Raw genomic sequence first — 15,818 nt, 5'->3', positions numbered from 1 at the left:
AAAACTAAAATGTTGCACAAAACAACATTCGTCAATTAAGAGAAAAGTTAGAAATGACCCAAGAACAAATGGCAGAAAAAATGCACCTAACCAAAAATGGCTATGCCAAAATTGAGCGAGGTGAGACGGCTTTAACAGTCGCAAGATTAGAACAAATCGCCAATATTTTTAATGTAGAAATGAATGAGTTATTAAAAGAAAGAAGCGATGTTAATTTATTATTGGGCGATAATTATTCAAATTTTCAAAACAATTATTATAATCAAAACCAAGAAATAGAAAAATTACAACTGATTATTGAGCATCAACAAGAACTGCTTGCCCAAAAAGACAAACAGATTGAACTTTTAGAAAAACTTTTAGCAAAATTATCTTGATAAAATCATATTAATGAAAAAATCCACCTTGTTAAAACTCACACTCGCCACCACCTTGCTGTTACTGCCACGCCGTAGTAGTTGCAAAACTGACAAAACATCACTATCCAATCCAAAGCCCAACGATAAAACATAATCCAAATTCTGCCTGCCAAAGCGATTAATTCGTCTTTGTACCAAGTTAATTGTTATTGGTGTAATTTTCGCTTATAATAAGCGGTTATCTATTTTTTAATTTTAAAAACTGTCATTTTAAAAACGAGAAACCCCATGACGATTGATTATAAAGACACCTTAAACCTTGCCGATACCACGTTTGCCATGCGAGGCGACCTTGCCAAGCGAGAACCTGTATGGCTTGAAAAATGGCAGGCAGACGATGTTTATGGACAAATCCGTAAAGCACGAGCTGGGCGTAAAAAATATGTGCTACACGATGGTCCGCCCTATGCCAACGGCCAAATCCACTTAGGTCATGTGGTCAATAAAGTGCTAAAAGACATCATCGTCAAATACAAAACCCTTGATGGGCTTGACGCCCCTTATGTGATGGGCTGGGATTGTCATGGCTTGCCGATTGAACAAAAAGTAGAAAATGAGTTTGGCAAGGTAGGACACCCCCCAAAAAATGATAAGAATGGCGAGCCGATTACCGCAACGCAGTTTCGGCGTGCCTGCCGAGAATACGCCAAAAGCCAAATTGAGCTACAAAAGGCGGATTTTAAACGCTTGGGCGTGCTTGGCGACTGGGACAACCCTTACCTTACCATGAATTTTGCCACCGAAGCGGACATTGTAAGAGCCTTGGGCAAAATTTATGACAACGGACACATTGTGCGTGGTTTAAAGCCTGTGAACTGGTGCTTGGACTGTGGCTCTGCCCTTGCCGAGGCGGAAGTTGAGTATGAGAACAAAACTTCCGATGCCATTTATGTGGGTTTTGATGTTGTGGGTCGTGAAAATTTGTCTGCGATTGCCAATCTTGACGGTAAATTACAAGCGGTGATTTGGACAACCACCCCGTGGACATTGCCTGCCAACCAAGCCATCGCCGTGCATGGCGAGCTTGATTATGCCGTTGTCAAGAGTGAAAAGGGGCATTTTATCATCACCCTTGATTTGGTGGACGATTTTGCCAAAAATGTGAGTTTGCAAAGCGTGGAAATTTTGGCAACCGTCAAAGGGGCGGATTTGACCGCCCTAAAAGCCCAGCACCCCCTAATTTCTGACCGCCAAGTTCCCATCATCACAGGCGAGCATGTGACCGCCGATAGCGGTACAGGACTTGTGCATACCGCTCCTGCCCACGGTGTGGACGACTATAATGTGGGGCGTGCCAACAACCTGCCTACCGAAAACCCTGTGGGCGGTAATGGCGTGTATTTGGAATCTGCCAAAGTGTTTGTGGGTGAGCATATTTATAAGGCACAACCCAAGATTATCGCCACGCTACAAGAAAGCGGACATTTGCTTGACCATAAAGAAATTACTCACAGCTATCCGCATTGCTGGCGACACAAGACGCCCATTATCTTTCGTGCCACGCCCCAGTGGTTCATTTCTATGGAAGCCAAAGGCTTGCGTGAGCAAGCACTCAGTGACATTGGCAAGGTGACTTGGACACCAGCATGGGGGCAAAATCGCATTGAATCGATGATGAATGGTCGCCCTGATTGGTGTATCAGCCGTCAGCGTACTTGGGGCGTGCCGATTGCCTTTTTTATGCATAAAGACACAGGCGACTTGCACCCTGAAACTTCTACCTTGATTGAAAAAGTCGCCCAAGTGATTGAACAAGGGGGCATTGAGGCGTGGTTTGACGCCCCGATGAGTGACTTTTTAGATGAACAAAACTGCCAAAACTATGTCAAATCCACCGACACGCTTGATGTGTGGTTTGACTCTGGGGCGACCAATTTTACCGTGCTTGGCAGACGAGATGAGCTTGCCCCCATTGCCGATTTGTATTTGGAAGGGTCAGACCAGCACCGTGGTTGGTTTCAGTCGTCGCTCCTTGTCAGCGAGGCGGTGCGTGGCGTTGCCCCTTATAAGCAGGTGCTAACGCACGGCTTTACCGTTGATGCCAAAGGCTATAAGCTGTCCAAATCCAAAGGCAACACCAAAGGCTTTGAGCCTGCCGAGCTTGCCCAAAAATACGGCATTGACATTGTGCGTTTGTGGGTTGCCTCGTCCGATTATCGGTATGAGATGGCGGTGAGTAAAGAAGGCTTTGACCGTGTCAGTGATATGTATCGGCGTATTCGTAATACCGTGCGTTTTCTTTTGGCAAATACTGATGACTTTAACCCTGCGACCGACTTAGTCCCTGCGGATACATTGGTTAGCCTTGATAAATACATTCTTTATAAAGCGAACAAAATCCAAAACGACATTTGTACCGCCTACACCAATATGGATTTTCACGAGGTGTGCCAGCTTATCACAGGCTTTTGTGGGCAGGATTTGGGCGGATTTTACCTTGACATCATCAAAGACCGCCAATACACTTCTAAGACGGAGGGACACGCTCGCCGTTCTGCCCAAACTGCCATTTATCACATCGCCCACGCACTGGTTCGCTGGATTGCCCCAATCCTATCCTTTACCGCACAAGAGGCATGGGAGGTGTTAAAAGGCACAGACGGCTATGTCTTTACCCAAGAATGGTATGCCTTGCCAATTGTGGCATTGACTGATATTACAGAGAGCGACTGGCAGGCGATTTTGGCGGTCAAAGAGCTGGCAAATAAGGCGATGGACGAGGCGCGTACCGATAAGCTCATCAGTAGCTCTTTGTCGGCAAGTCTTGCCATCACCGCCCCAGAGGACACCTATCAAGCCCTTGCCAAATTGGGCGATGAGCTAAAATTTGTGTTTATCACCAGTAGCGTCAGCCTAAATCAGGGCGATACACTCTCGGTCAAAGTTGCCCCTGCGACTGGCGAAAAATGCGTACGCTGTTGGCATATTTTGCCAAGCGTGGGCGACAATACCGACCACCCAGACATCTGCCCAAGATGTGTGGACAATGCCTTTGGGGCGGGGGAAGTGCGGAAGTTTGCTTAAAAGGTGAAAAACGGTGCGTAATATTATTTGCGTACCGTTTAATTTAAATGTTAGAAAAGAATTAACCAAATGAGATGTCAACATGTCCAAACGCTTAAAAATAACCAAAAAAATAGTTGGTATTTTGCGAGAAAATAATTTTGTTTCGGAACAAAAAATACAAGAAGTTGTAAGCTATCATACACCAAGAGCGGATATTAATACTTCTTTAAAAAAACTATATGCCATTCAAATTGATTATTTGGACAATAGAGAAGTTATTATTTTAAATAACAAAAATAATAACAAGCAAAATCGCTTAATTTATATTCACGGTGGGGGTTATGTCAAAGAGTTGGTAAAAGCTCATTGGGATATTATAGAATATTTAATTAAAAAATCTGATTGTTGTGTTATTGTTCCAATGTATTGGATTGCAACACGCAGTTATTTTGATAATGAATTACCTTTCATGTTAAAGGTGTATGAAACTTATGGAAAAAATAACTGTTTTATAGCAGGAGATAGTGCTGGTGGTGGCTTTTCATTGGCGTTATCCATTTATTTGCGTAATCAAAATAAGCCATTACCAAAATCAATATTTTTATTTTCGCCTTGGCTAGATGTTACAATGAGTAATCCAAAAATAAATGAATTGCAAAAAGATGACATTATGCTTGGTAGCGAAGGTTTAATTTGGTGTGGCAGACAATGGGCAAAAGATAGAGCAACAACCGACCCACTCATTAGCCCGATTTATGATGAATTAAATGATTTGCCACCCTTATATATTTACCAAGGTACAGCCGATATATTTTTGGCTGATGTACAGAAATTTGATGAAAAAATTAAAAATGCAAACACCCATTGCCAAACTAAGATTTATAATGGTGGTTTTCACGCTTTTATGGGAGCGACTTTTTTACCAGAAAGCCATGAAGTGTTAAATGAAGTATCAAATTTAATAAAATAAAATTTTTAAGAAACCATTATGTCAAAAAATGCCCCCAATTTACAAAACCCGCCCATTGCAGAGCCCAATGGCAATAAAGCGACCCTGTATTATGCCATCGCCTTGGTTGTGCTTGTCATTGACCAACTCACAAAAGAGTATTTTCATAAAAGTTATGAGCTATACCAAAGCACGCCGATAATTGATGGGCTGTTTGATTTTACGCTGGCGTTTAATCACGGAGCGGCATTTAGCTTTTTGGCAAATCAAGGCGGTTGGCAAAAGTGGTTTTTTGCCGTGTTGGGCGTGGCGGTGTCTACCTTTATTGTGGCGTATTTGCGTAAATTGCCCAAAAATGCCAAGGTTTTGGCATTTGGCTTAGCGTTGGTATTGGGTGGGGCGATTGGCAATGTGATTGACCGCATGCGATTTGGCTATGTCGTGGATTTTTTGCATGTGCATTGGCACGATATTTGGCATTATCCGATTTTCAATGTGGCGGATATTGGGGTGTGTATGGGCGTGGCGTTGATTTTGATTGACTCGTTTTTTTTAGAAAGTAAACGATTAAAAGTGGTATAAGATAGGTCAAGTGATGATTTTGATGAGTAATGAATATGAGCAAAATTAAACATCCTTATGAAAAAAGCAAAAAAGTCTTACAAAAGATTGCCGTAATTCCTATGGCGAAAACGACAAATCATCTCGCAAAGCGATTTCACAAGGCAGGGCAAAACAGCATAGAGCCGAAAGACGTGTTAGCTGACAGCCTTTATCAACCGTTCAATTAAATCTTGATGAAGATAGCATTGCAGAAGTGACTTTTTTGGCAAATTTTAATGCTGATGAACATCGTTTAAAAGGTTTTAAAAAAGTGTCAGATACACCTTTAAAAGCGAAATTACAATCCAAAAATCTTATTTAATTATTTAAAAATATATATTTAGGTGAATTAATATGTCTCAATTAACCGCAAAATCGATCATTGAATTAAACGATATTACCATTGGCAACGATAAGCCTTTTGTGCTGTTCGGTGGTATGAATGTTTTAGAAAGCCGTGAGTTGGCATTTGAAATTGCTGAGACTTATAGTGAAATCTGCCAAAGATTAAACATTGGCTATGTGTTTAAGGCAAGTTTTGATAAAGCCAATCGCTCAAGTTTACACTCTTATCGTGGGCTTGGTATGGATAAGGGCATTGAAATTCTAGGTGAAATCAAAAATAAACTAAATGTCCCCATTATTACCGACATTCACGAACCGTATCAAGCCGAGCCTGTGGCACAAGTGGCGGATATTTTACAGCTCCCTGCCTTTTTGAGCCGTCAGACTGATTTAGTTGAAGCGATGGCAAAAACAGGCAAAATCATCAATATCAAAAAAGCCCAATTTCTTGCCCCACACGAAATGCGTCATATCCTGCACAAATGCCTAGAAGCAGGCAACGATAAACTGATTTTGTGCGAGCGGGGGTCGGCGTTTGGCTATAATAATTTGGTGGTGGATATGCTTGGCTTTGACACGATGAAGGCGATGAATGTGCCTGTGTTTTTTGATGTGACACACGCCCTGCAAACCCCCGGTGGGCGAGCCGACAGTGCGGGCGGTCGCCGTCATCAGATTACCACGCTGGCTAAGGCGGGTATGGCAACAGGGCTTGCGGGACTATTTTTAGAAGCTCACCCAGACCCTGATAAGGCAAAATGCGATGGTCCGTGTGCGTTAAGATTGTCACAATTAGAACCGTTTTTACGTCAAATTAAAGCATTAGATAATTTGGTAAAAGGGTTTGAAGTTTTGGATACGCATTGATGTTAAATGGCAAGGGTAATTTTTATTCTTGCCGTTTTTAATTTAAATAAGGGGGTTTTAAAATGAAAAAATTTCTCTTGTTTTTTTAATGGCGACGTTGGAAACCAAGGCTTATGCCAATCGCAATATCAATACAGTTAATCAAACTATCGCATTAACAAAAAGAAAGTGGCGAGATTTTTAATTTAACCAAAACTGCCGAGCATTTAAATCTTAAAGACGAGATTTATAGAACAGAATATAAACTTGTGGTGGGCGGACGAGTTTAAATCATGGTTTATGATAAGCAACATACACGCCTACAACTACATCATTTTAAACCCAGTCAGGCACGCCACTATGAAAGCGTAATTCGCTATCAGGTGTGCTGATTAATTCGCTTTCCACATCACGGAAAAACGCCACACGTTCGTCAATCGGTTCTTTAGATAAATTTTGAGCCAAATATAGATAATCTTCATAATGACGACTTTCTGATTTTAACAAATAGCGGTAATATCTGGCGAGTTTTTCATCATCAATCACTTTTGACAATGCCGAAAAACGCTCACACGAACGTGCCTCAATAAACGCCCCAATAATCAACACATCTATCATTGCATCAGGTTCATAGGTGCGTTTGTGTTTTAACATACCGCCTGCGTAACGCCCTGCAGATAAGTATTTCCACGTTTGCCCACGCTCTGCCATAATTTCTAGCACTTGTTCATAGTGGAGCATTTCTTCACGAATAAGTTGGGCGAGTTTGCGTTGCAGTTCGTCATGTTCAGCATTTTGATAGCGAAAAATCAAATTCATCGCCGTACCGCCTGCCTTTTTTTCGCAGTTAGCGTGGTCTTGGATAATAATCGGTAAATTTTTGACCGCTTCAGCCAGCCATTTTTGTGGTGTTTCACAGCCTAAAAAATTTAAAATATGCGAAATATCAACGGCTTTGGGTTGATGTGGTGTGTTGTCATCATCAGACGTTGTTTGGGGAATGGACATTTTTTGTGCCTTTAATATCAAGGTTTATTGTCAATATTATAACAGTTTTGCGAATTTTTGTAAGGTGGTTAATTTTTTTAGCTTTTACCATTTCTTAAAAAAATACTTTGTATTTCTTTATTTTTGTAATTTATATCAGTATAATCAAAGCACCGTTCTACCATTTTTATCCACTTAATTAGCAAAATAAGGATTTATCATGACCGACCGTATCCAAAAAGGCAGTCTTGCCATTGACCGTGAACTTTACGACTTTATCACCAACGAAGTTATGCCCGTGGTTGGCTTAGACAGTGAAAAATATTGGCAAGATTTTGAAAACATTGTCAAACAATTTACCCCACAAAACAAACAATTACTTGCCAAACGTGATGAATTACAAACAAAAATTGATAACTGGCATAAAGAAAATCCTGCCAAAGATGGACAGTTTGATAAAGAAAAATACACAAACTTTTTAAAAGAAATTGGCTATATCTTACCAGTTGGTGAAGATTTTAGTATTAGCACCGAAAACGTTGATGATGAAATCGCCACCATTGCAGGCTCACAATTGGTTGTGCCTGTTCGCAATGCTCGCTATGCCCTAAATGCCGCCAATGCTCGTTGGGGTAGTCTGTATGATGCTTTGTACGGTACAGATGTGATTGACGAAACGGACGGTGCGGAAAAAGGCAAAGCTTATAACCCTGTGCGTGGAGCAAAAGTGGTAGCGTATGCTAAATTTTTTCTTGATAAAAATCTACCTTTGGCACAAGGCAGTTATCAAGATGTAACAGGTTTTGCCGTTGAAAATGGCAAATTGTCAGTAAAACAAGGCGATACCGCAACCCAACTAAAAGATACTACCCAATTTGCAGGTTATCTTGGCGATACAGACAGTCCGAACGCCATTTTGTTAAAAAACAATGGTTTGCACGTTGAAATCCAAATTGACATAACCAGTACAATCGGAAAAGCTGACCCAGCAGGCATTAAAGATGTGGTACTAGAGTCCGCTGTTACCACCATTCAAGACTGTGAAGATTCAGTCGCTGCCGTTGATGCCGAAGAAAAAGTTGAAGTGTATCGTAACTGGTTTGGTTTGATGAAAGGCGATTTGCAAGATAGCTTTGAAAAAAATGGTAAACAAATGACCAGAAAAATGAATGCCGACCGTGAATATACCGCCCCAAATGGCGAAAAAATCACCTTGCACGGACGTTCGGTGATGTTACTGCGTAATGTCGGACATTTGATGACCAATCCTGCCATTTTGGTAAATGGTGAAGAGATTTTTGAAGGGATGATGGACGCTTTGATTACGCCATTATGTAGTTTGCCTGATTTATTAAATAAAAATACCTTAAAAAACTCTCGTGCAGGTTCAATGTATATTGTAAAGCCAAAAATGCACGGCCCTGAAGAAGTTGCCTTTACCGTTGAACTATTTGGTGAAGTGGAAAAGGCGTTAAACCTACCAAAAAATACCTTAAAAGTGGGGATTATGGACGAAGAACGCCGCACTACCGTCAATCTAAAAGAATGTATTCGCCAAGCCAAAGAACGCACAATTTTTATTAACACAGGCTTTATGGATAGAACTGGGGACGAAATGCACACCAGTATGCAGGCAGGGGCATTTGTTCGCAAAAATGACATGAAAAACGAAGATTGGCTCAATGCCTATGAACGCTGGAATGTGGACGTAGGCGTAGCGTGTGGTTTGCGTGGTAAAGCACAAATTGGTAAAGGTATGTGGGCAAAACCAGACAGCATGAAAGAAATGGTTGCCACCAAATCCAATCACCCAAAATCTGGGGCGACTTGTGCGTGGGTACCGTCTCCGACTGGGGCAACTTTGCACGCCATGCACTATCACGAAACCAATGTGATGGACGTGTTGGACAGTGTAAAAACTCGTGAACCTGCAAAATTGAACGATTTATTAAGCATTCCATTGGCAAAAGCGACCGATTGGACAGATGACGAAAAAACCAAAGAATTGGAAAACAATTGTCAAGGTATTTTGGGCTATGTGGTGCGTTGGGTTGACCAAGGTGTTGGTTGTTCTAAAGTGCCAGATATTGATAATGTCGGCTTAATGGAAGACCGTGCCACTTTACGGATTTCTAGCCAACACGTTGCCAACTGGCTAGAGCATGGCGTTGTCAGCCGTGAACAAGTGCTTGACGTGCTAAAACGCATGGCGAAAATCGTTGATGAGCAAAATGCCAATGACCCTGCTTACATTCGTATGTCGGATAGCTATGACACCATTGCATTTAACTGTGCGTGCGACTTGATTTTTAAAGGAACAGAACAACCAAGCGGTTATACTGAACCATTATTACATCAAGCACGCTTAAATTTAAAAGCCCAATAAAAACATAGCCTTATCAGCGTTTTTGTTCATGCTGAGCTTCTCGAAGCATCGGGAAGGTTAATTAATATTTTTAAAAAATCCAAAAAATGGGCGTTCAATCCGTCCGTTTTTTATGCAAAAAGGTCTAAAAGTTTACCAAAAAATTGGTAAAAAACTGATTTTATTGATAATTATTCTTAATAACCACAATTTTTTTAAGGAATTTACTAAAAATTTGCAAAAAAGTGTTGCAAATTATTTCAAAATTGGTATGCTATGAATTAAGTAATGTTTTGGTAAAAACGTAGCTATTCTGTAACTTTTTTTGCACAGTTGCTAAAACTATGTTGCATATTACTTGATTTTTGCCAAAATGTTGTTATACTGTTATTGCTGATTGATTAATTTGTCTGATTAGCCATACTTCAAACTTGCTGAAAAGATAACTTAAAAAATTAGGAATATAAGCAAAGATAGGGCGTGCAACACCTGCCCAAACCCTAAAAAATGTTTTTTGTTAAAGTGGAGAATTCCCATGAAAAAATTACTTTTAGCAACAGCTGTCGCTGCTCTATCAGTATCTGCCCAAGCTGCACCACAAGTTTATGGTAAAGCATTTTTAACGCTTGACTATGTAGAAGATGCTCGTACCCAATTGAACTCGAACAGTTCACGTATCGGCATCAAAGGTTCTGAAAACCTAACTGCAAATACTGATCTTGTGTACCAATTAGAATATGGGGTTGATGTTGATGCAGGTGATAACTGGGTTGACTCAGGTAACAATACCCACGAAAAACGCAAAACTGACCAGTTTTATTCTCGTGATACTTACTTAGGTTTGTCAAACAAACAATACGGTACCTTAGTTGCAGGTCGTTTGACTACCATTGATGACCAAGTGAACTATGTAACCGTAGCAGAAGGTCTATATGACAACAGCTTTGGTGGTGCTTCATGGGATGGTCCACGTGCTAATAACGCAATGGCTTACTTCTCGCCAGACTATAATGGTGTGCAATTCCTGGGTATGTATGCCCTTGATGAAGATAACAAAACAGATTCTGTAGAGCGTGATGCGTTTGGTGTGGGTGTGAAATATGAGCCAGCAGGTCAAGCTTACCGTGGTGGTGCAACTTATATCCAAGCGGGCGATTTTAAAACCGCACGTGTCAGCGGTCAATATGATGTAAATCAAGCGGTAACAGTTGGTGGTTTATATCAAAACACTGATACTGGTGCAGTTAATGCCAAAAAAGAAAATATCGTTGCATTAAGCGGTCAATACAAAACTGGTACACCTTGGTTGGCTTATGGCGAAGCACACCTAATCCAAAATATGGGTGGTGTTGACGGCGTAGACAGCACACAGTTTGTTGTGGGTGGTAAATACAACTTTAACCAAGCAACCACAGGTCATGTGTATGTTGGTCATCAAAACGTTGACAGCAACGGTACAGAAAAAGACGGTTTTGGTGTAGGTGCAGGTCTAGAATACAACTTCTAATCTCACTTAACCAAACGGTCAATCAAAAGCCCACATCTTTTTTGGTGTGGGTTTTTTTAATATCTGCTAATAAATTAATTAACTTTGATTAAATTCATTTCCATTTTTTTGCCGTCATTGGTTTGTACCACTTTTACAGGTAAATAGTCTAACTTTGGTGCAAGCCAAAAACTCGTCTGACGGCTTTTAGCATCATGCACACGGTCAACTCGCACCGCATCAAACGTCCCTGCAGGTACGCTGATTTTGGTCGTGGCGGATTTTGTAAATTTTACCGTTTCTACCTTGTCACGGTCGGCAGTGTTATAGCTACCACGGAACTTATTCGCCTTTAGGTCTTCGCGAATTTGCATTTCCAAACTCAAATCATCATACGCTGTTGTTAGCATTTTTACCGTGGTATTTTTGCCTTTATAATTGCTAATGTACTGTTTTTGAGCAGGGTTAAAACTGAGTGTTTCAGTACGACCCACCCCCAAGATTTTGTATTGTGTGCTACTTTTAGTTGGTATCACTATCCCACCATTATCATTAAATACCGATGACATATTTGCCGATGCGAGCTTGCCTGCCGTAGCGTTCATGTTATACGTCCATTGACTGCCGTTTTGCTTTAGTACACGGGTTGCCGAGCCTTTATATTTGCCTTCGATGTTAAAATCATAATTCGCAGAAAATGGTGAAATTACTGCCATCGCAGGCATTGCTACCAGACCCGATACGACTAACATGGTACTAACAAGTGTCTTTTGAAAGTTCATAATCTTACCTTTTTTATCAAAATGAACGAAACTAACTTAAGGTCTTTTTGCCAAAAAACAAGTCACTTTGCCAAAACGCCCTAAAACATAACAAAATATGACAATATACCAATTTTAACGCAATAATTTTTGCCCAACTCGGCGAAAATTTATAAAAAAATCGCAAAATTTTTGGATTTTTTTACAAAAGCAACTTGAACAAATTACTACCTATCCCCATTTTTACAATCAAGTTGTTAATCTTGGCAAAGTGGCAAACTTTTCTTGATTAACAAAATTTATGGGTTTCTAACCCAATTTTTATAGAAATTTTAACAATAATTGGAGTAAAAATATGGCTATTCGTCCTTTACACGACCGTATCGTTGTCCGCCGTTCTGAAGAAGAACAAAAAACCGCAGGCGGATTATTATTGGCAGGCAACGCCCAAGAAAAACCACAACAAGGCGAAGTTATCGCTGTGGGTAATGGTCAAATCACTGAAAATGGTGTACGCCCACTTGATGTCAAAGTTGGCGACAAGGTGTTATTTGGTCAATACGCAGGTTCAACTGTGAAAGTGGACGGCGAAGAACTGTTGATTATGAAAGAAAGCGATGTATTAGGTGTTCTTGTTTAATTTTTTGTAGGCTGGGTTTTAACCCAACTTAAAAAAAACAGCATTTTATTGTAAAAATTTTTAAAATTTAAGAGAGAATTTATCATGGCAAAAGATGTAAAATTTGGTGCAGATGCACGTAGCAAAATGATTGTAGGCGTAAACGTATTGGCAGATGCGGTTAAAGTTACCTTAGGTCCAAAAGGTCGTAACGTGGTAATCGACAAATCTTTTGGTGCCCCAACCATCACCAAAGATGGCGTTAGCGTTGCAAAAGAGATTGAATTAGAAGACAAATTTGAAAACATGGGTGCCCAACTTGTGCGTGAAGTGGCGAGCAAAACCAATGATGTGGCAGGGGACGGTACAACGACCGCAACGGTATTGGCACAAGCGATTTTGCAAGAAGGCATGAAATCGGTTACTGCAGGTATGAATCCAATGGATTTAAAGCGTGGCATTGACAAAGGCGTCCGTGCTGTCGTTGCCAAAATCCAAGAAATCTCAACCCCTGCTAATGACAGCAAAGCCATTGCTCAGGTTGGTTCAATCTCTGCTAACTCTGACCAAACGATTGGTAACTTAATTGCCGAAGCCATGGAAAAAGTGGGCAAAGAAGGTGTTATCACCGTAGAAGAAGGCTCAGGCTTTGAAGATACGTTAGAAGTGGTTGAAGGTATGCAGTTTGACCGTGGTTATATCAGCCCATATTTTGCTAATAAGGCAGATACTTTGACCGCTGAGCTTGACAATCCAATGATTTTGCTTGTGGACAAAAAAATCAGCAATATCCGTGAGCTTATTCCACTGCTTGAAAATGTGATGAAAACCAGTAAGCCATTACTTATTATCGCAGAAGATGTGGAAAATGAAGCATTGGCAACTTTGGTTGTAAACAATATGCGTGGTGGCTTAAAAGTTTGTGCTGTTAAAGCCCCTGGCTTTGGCGACCGCCGTAAAGCGATGCTCCAAGATATTGCGGTTTTGACTGGTGCAACCGTTGTATCAGAAGAAGTCGGTATGAGCCTAGAAACGGCTGATTTGGCGGTATTGGGTACTGCCAAAAAAGTCACCGTTGGCAAAGAAAATACCGTGATTGTAGACGGTGCAGGTCAAAAAACTGACATTGATGAGCGTGTGGCATCTATCCGTCGTCAAGTAGAAGAATCAACGTCTGACTACGACAAAGAAAAACTGCAAGAACGCATTGCCAAATTGGCAGGTGGCGTGGCTGTGATTAAAGTGGGTGCAGCCACCGAAACCGAAATGAAAGAGAAAAAAGACCGTGTTGATGATGCCTTACACGCTACTCGTGCAGCGGTAGAAGAGGGTGTGGTAGCAGGTGGTGGCGTGGCGTTGGTGCGTGCATTGTCTGCTCTTGACGATGTCAAAGGCGACAATGACGACCAAACTACTGGTATTAATATTTTACGCCGTGCTATTGAAGCCCCCCTTCGTCAAATCGTCAGCAATGCAGGCGATGAAGCATCAGTTGTGATTAACCAAGTGAAAAATGGCGAAGGTAATTACGGTTACAACGCAGCCACTGGCGAATATGGCGATATGTTGGAAATGGGTATCTTAGACCCTGCCAAAGTCACTCGTTCAGCGTTAGAGCACGCCGCATCGGTTGCAGGCTTGATGCTAACTACCGAAGCGATGATTACTGACCTACCTGCCAAAGATGATGCACCTGCAATGGGTGGTGGCATGGGCGGAATGGGTGGTATGGGCGGAATGATGTAATTTTACCGATTACTAAACCCATTTAAATCAAAAACTTCCGTCACATGGCGGAAGTTTTTTTGTTCAGATGTAACTTATTTACCACACTTTCCCCACAACCACGCCCAAGAGCAAAACAAGCGGTAAGTAAATAGCCCCCTGTTAGTGCGTCCCAATCCATCATTTCGCCTGTACAAAAAACAGATAGATTGGTTTTCAACTGAAAATGATTGACAAAAGCCGATGATTTTACCCCACCACCTGAGCTAATCGCTTCATTAATTGGGCGAAAATCATTAAATTCTACCGTTAGATATTTGATAAACTGAGCAATTTTTTTATCATCTTGCCAATCTGATTTAGCGGTAAATTCTCGTAAAATGGCGATTTTGGCTTTGTCTAAGCCTAGTTTTTGCAAGCGTGTATTAAGTGATAATTTTTTGTTTTTACTAAAAATTTGCAAAATTTTATCATATGAAATATCAGGTAATAAATCTAAATGTAAGCACATAATTTTATCGTCATTCGCATAAAAATTGTCACGCAAGTCACGATTAAATTTATAAATCAAACCACTTTCAAAACCGTATTTGGTGATGATAATATCACCCCGATGTTTTTGCTCTTCATTTTTTACCCAAGCATTTACTCGCTTTAAGGCTTGCCCAAAAAATGGCTCGATAAATTTTGACCAATCACGGCAAATCCCCACATTACTGGCATACATTGGCTCAATATTATCTGCTCCAAGCCAGTTTTGCCATTCGCCTGTACTGCCAAGTTTTGGATAAGACAAACCACCGCACGCCAAAATAATCGCATCAAAATTTTGGTTAAATGATTGATTTTTATGTTGAAAAGTCAGCGTATTTTTATCAAGATTGACGCATTTATGACGATAAAAAAATTGCACGCCGTCCTGTTCCAACGCTTTTAACCACGCACGCAATAATGGCGATGCTTTCATCATGGTCGGGAAAATCCGTCCAGACGAACCGACAAAGGTGTCAATACCCAGATTTTTTGCCCAGTTTTGTAGCCAAGTGGCATCGTATAGTTTGACAAAATCGCCAAGCCAACTGTGTGAATATCGGTTGATAAAATCGTCAAGTGCTTCATTGTGGCTGATGTTTAAGCCTGTTTTGCCCGCCCACAGGATTTTTCGTCCTGCGGTCGGTAGTTGCTCATAAACGTGGATATTGACATCAAATTGGCATAAGTAATCGGCACACATGAGACCCGATGCCCCCGCTCCGATGATGGCGATGGTTTTTTGTGAAGTCATATTTTTAGCGGTTGGCTTGTTGTACATTATTTGCCATCTCATTGGTTTTTGCTGTGTTAATTTTTTGTAGGTCATTGATAATACTGTTGATTGTATCGGAAGATTTATTTTGGCTGAGTTTAAATTGGGCTTGAATATCTATAATTTGTAGTTTAAATCCAACAACCGCCTTGCACAATTTATCGAAAAAATCTTGCTGATTATCGCTTGATGACCAAGGATTTTTTTCAATTTGTTCAAATTTATTGGTAAGAATAGATACAGCCGTATTACTGCTGTTATCTTGCCAAACTAGGGGTATATGGCAATTTTTGATTTTGTCGTTGTTGGCGATAGTTAGCGTGGCTAACGGAAATTTCACAATTAGCTGTTGAATATTAGTAAATTTTTGTTCATTAAATTTACGGAAAAGTTTCATATGT

Annotated in this window: 15 protein-coding genes; 11 read left to right on the top strand and 4 right to left on the bottom strand. The window is 40.7% G+C overall.

All coding sequences use genetic code 11. From position 1 onward, the window contains the following. Window positions 1-26 precede the first annotated feature (26 nt). From A3G3_RS0109145 to kdsA, 7 genes are all read left to right on the top strand, one after another. Complete coding sequence (locus A3G3_RS0109145) at window positions 27-377, top strand: helix-turn-helix domain-containing protein (protein ID WP_026212956.1); 351 nt, start codon at window positions 27-29, stop codon at window positions 375-377. 13 nt (window positions 378-390) lie between these two features. Further along, window positions 391-513, top strand: coding sequence for a hypothetical protein (locus A3G3_RS14850; RefSeq protein ID WP_267283250.1), 123 nt, complete (start codon window positions 391-393; stop codon window positions 511-513). A 134-nt stretch (window positions 514-647) separates the two neighbouring features. Next, complete coding sequence (gene ileS, locus A3G3_RS0109135) at window positions 648-3,443, top strand: isoleucine--tRNA ligase (RefSeq protein ID WP_019520222.1); 2,796 nt, start codon at window positions 648-650, stop codon at window positions 3,441-3,443. Window positions 3,444-3,525: 82 nt separating this feature from the next. Next, window positions 3,526-4,395 (top strand): alpha/beta hydrolase fold domain-containing protein, encoded by an 870-nt coding sequence (locus A3G3_RS0109130; protein ID WP_019520221.1) that lies wholly within the window; start codon window positions 3,526-3,528, stop codon window positions 4,393-4,395. A gap of 18 nt (window positions 4,396-4,413) precedes the next feature. Then, window positions 4,414-4,956 (top strand): signal peptidase II, encoded by a 543-nt coding sequence (gene lspA, locus A3G3_RS0109125; RefSeq protein ID WP_019520220.1) that lies wholly within the window; start codon window positions 4,414-4,416, stop codon window positions 4,954-4,956. Window positions 4,957-4,991: 35 nt separating this feature from the next. Then, window positions 4,992-5,165 carry a hypothetical protein gene (locus tag A3G3_RS0109120; protein ID WP_019520219.1) on the top strand — a complete coding sequence of 58 codons (174 nt, stop codon included), beginning with the start codon at window positions 4,992-4,994 and terminating at the stop codon, window positions 5,163-5,165. A 166-nt stretch (window positions 5,166-5,331) separates the two neighbouring features. Next, the gene (gene kdsA, locus A3G3_RS0109110; RefSeq protein ID WP_019520217.1) at window positions 5,332-6,189 is read left to right on the top strand and encodes a 3-deoxy-8-phosphooctulonate synthase; all 858 of its coding nucleotides are present in this window, start codon (window positions 5,332-5,334) and stop codon (window positions 6,187-6,189) included. Window positions 6,190-6,504: 315 nt separating this feature from the next. Here the strand turns inward: kdsA and miaE are convergent, their stop codons facing one another. Beyond that, window positions 6,505-7,176, bottom strand: coding sequence for a tRNA-(ms[2]io[6]A)-hydroxylase (gene miaE, locus A3G3_RS0109105; RefSeq protein WP_019520216.1), 672 nt, complete (start codon window positions 7,174-7,176; stop codon window positions 6,505-6,507). 199 nt (window positions 7,177-7,375) lie between these two features. Here miaE and A3G3_RS0109100 point away from each other — a divergent pair, with 199 nt between their 5' ends. Together A3G3_RS0109100 and A3G3_RS0109090 are read left to right on the top strand one after the other, a co-directional pair. Further along, entirely contained in the window at window positions 7,376-9,541 is a 2,166-nt protein-coding gene (locus tag A3G3_RS0109100) for a malate synthase G (protein ID WP_019520215.1), read from the top strand. A gap of 514 nt (window positions 9,542-10,055) precedes the next feature. After that, window positions 10,056-11,027, top strand: a complete 972-nt coding sequence (locus A3G3_RS0109090) for a porin (protein WP_019520213.1) — start codon at window positions 10,056-10,058, stop codon at window positions 11,025-11,027. 74 nt (window positions 11,028-11,101) lie between these two features. Here A3G3_RS0109090 and A3G3_RS0109085 read toward each other — a convergent pair whose 3' ends face one another. After that, a complete protein-coding gene (locus A3G3_RS0109085; protein ID WP_019520212.1) occupies window positions 11,102-11,788 on the bottom strand; it encodes a DUF3108 domain-containing protein in 687 nt (228 codons plus the stop codon). A gap of 334 nt (window positions 11,789-12,122) precedes the next feature. On the opposite strand from A3G3_RS0109085, the gene A3G3_RS0109080 reads away from it, so the two are divergent. Continuing rightward, entirely contained in the window at window positions 12,123-12,407 is a 285-nt protein-coding gene (locus A3G3_RS0109080; protein WP_019520211.1) for a co-chaperone GroES, read from the top strand. A gap of 81 nt (window positions 12,408-12,488) precedes the next feature. Continuing rightward, window positions 12,489-14,132: a chaperonin GroEL gene (groL, locus tag A3G3_RS0109075; RefSeq protein WP_026212952.1), complete on the top strand. Its 1,644-nt coding sequence runs from the start codon at window positions 12,489-12,491 to the stop codon at window positions 14,130-14,132. 40 nt (window positions 14,133-14,172) lie between these two features. Here groL and A3G3_RS0109070 read toward each other — a convergent pair whose 3' ends face one another. Both A3G3_RS0109070 and A3G3_RS0109065 read right to left on the bottom strand, forming a co-directional pair. After that, complete coding sequence (locus tag A3G3_RS0109070; protein ID WP_228702725.1) at window positions 14,173-15,438, bottom strand: TIGR03862 family flavoprotein; 1,266 nt, start codon at window positions 15,436-15,438, stop codon at window positions 14,173-14,175. Beyond that, a complete protein-coding gene (locus A3G3_RS0109065; protein WP_019520208.1) occupies window positions 15,401-15,814 on the bottom strand; it encodes an FMN-binding negative transcriptional regulator in 414 nt (137 codons plus the stop codon). The genes A3G3_RS0109070 and A3G3_RS0109065 overlap by 38 nt, the downstream gene beginning before the upstream one ends. Between the last annotated feature and the right edge of the window lie 4 nt (window positions 15,815-15,818).

This window comes from Moraxella boevrei DSM 14165, from assembly GCF_000379845.1.
Taxonomy (GTDB): domain Bacteria; phylum Pseudomonadota; class Gammaproteobacteria; order Pseudomonadales; family Moraxellaceae; genus Faucicola; species Faucicola boevrei.
This window is presented reverse-complemented; position numbering and strand designations above follow the sequence as displayed.

What these genes read in the sequence shown, in the direction of transcription:
- ileS (WP_019520222.1), top strand. Translation starts at nt 648, where the DNA reads ATGACGATTGATTATAAAGACACCTTAAACCTTGCCGATACCACGTTT.
- A3G3_RS0109070 (WP_228702725.1), bottom strand. Translation starts at nt 15,438, where the DNA reads ATGAGATGGCAAATAATGTACAACAAGCCAACCGCTAAAAATATGACT.
- A3G3_RS0109090 (WP_019520213.1), top strand. Translation starts at nt 10,056, where the DNA reads ATGAAAAAATTACTTTTAGCAACAGCTGTCGCTGCTCTATCAGTATCT.
- miaE (WP_019520216.1), bottom strand. Translation starts at nt 7,176, where the DNA reads ATGTCCATTCCCCAAACAACGTCTGATGATGACAACACACCACATCAA.
- A3G3_RS0109065 (WP_019520208.1), bottom strand. Translation starts at nt 15,814, where the DNA reads ATGAAACTTTTCCGTAAATTTAATGAACAAAAATTTACTAATATTCAA.
- A3G3_RS0109120 (WP_019520219.1), top strand. Translation starts at nt 4,992, where the DNA reads ATGAGCAAAATTAAACATCCTTATGAAAAAAGCAAAAAAGTCTTACAA.
- lspA (WP_019520220.1), top strand. Translation starts at nt 4,414, where the DNA reads ATGTCAAAAAATGCCCCCAATTTACAAAACCCGCCCATTGCAGAGCCC.
- A3G3_RS0109100 (WP_019520215.1), top strand. Translation starts at nt 7,376, where the DNA reads ATGACCGACCGTATCCAAAAAGGCAGTCTTGCCATTGACCGTGAACTT.
- A3G3_RS0109080 (WP_019520211.1), top strand. Translation starts at nt 12,123, where the DNA reads ATGGCTATTCGTCCTTTACACGACCGTATCGTTGTCCGCCGTTCTGAA.
- kdsA (WP_019520217.1), top strand. Translation starts at nt 5,332, where the DNA reads ATGTCTCAATTAACCGCAAAATCGATCATTGAATTAAACGATATTACC.
- A3G3_RS14850 (WP_267283250.1), top strand. Translation starts at nt 391, where the DNA reads ATGAAAAAATCCACCTTGTTAAAACTCACACTCGCCACCACCTTGCTG.
- A3G3_RS0109085 (WP_019520212.1), bottom strand. Translation starts at nt 11,788, where the DNA reads ATGAACTTTCAAAAGACACTTGTTAGTACCATGTTAGTCGTATCGGGT.
- A3G3_RS0109130 (WP_019520221.1), top strand. Translation starts at nt 3,526, where the DNA reads ATGTCCAAACGCTTAAAAATAACCAAAAAAATAGTTGGTATTTTGCGA.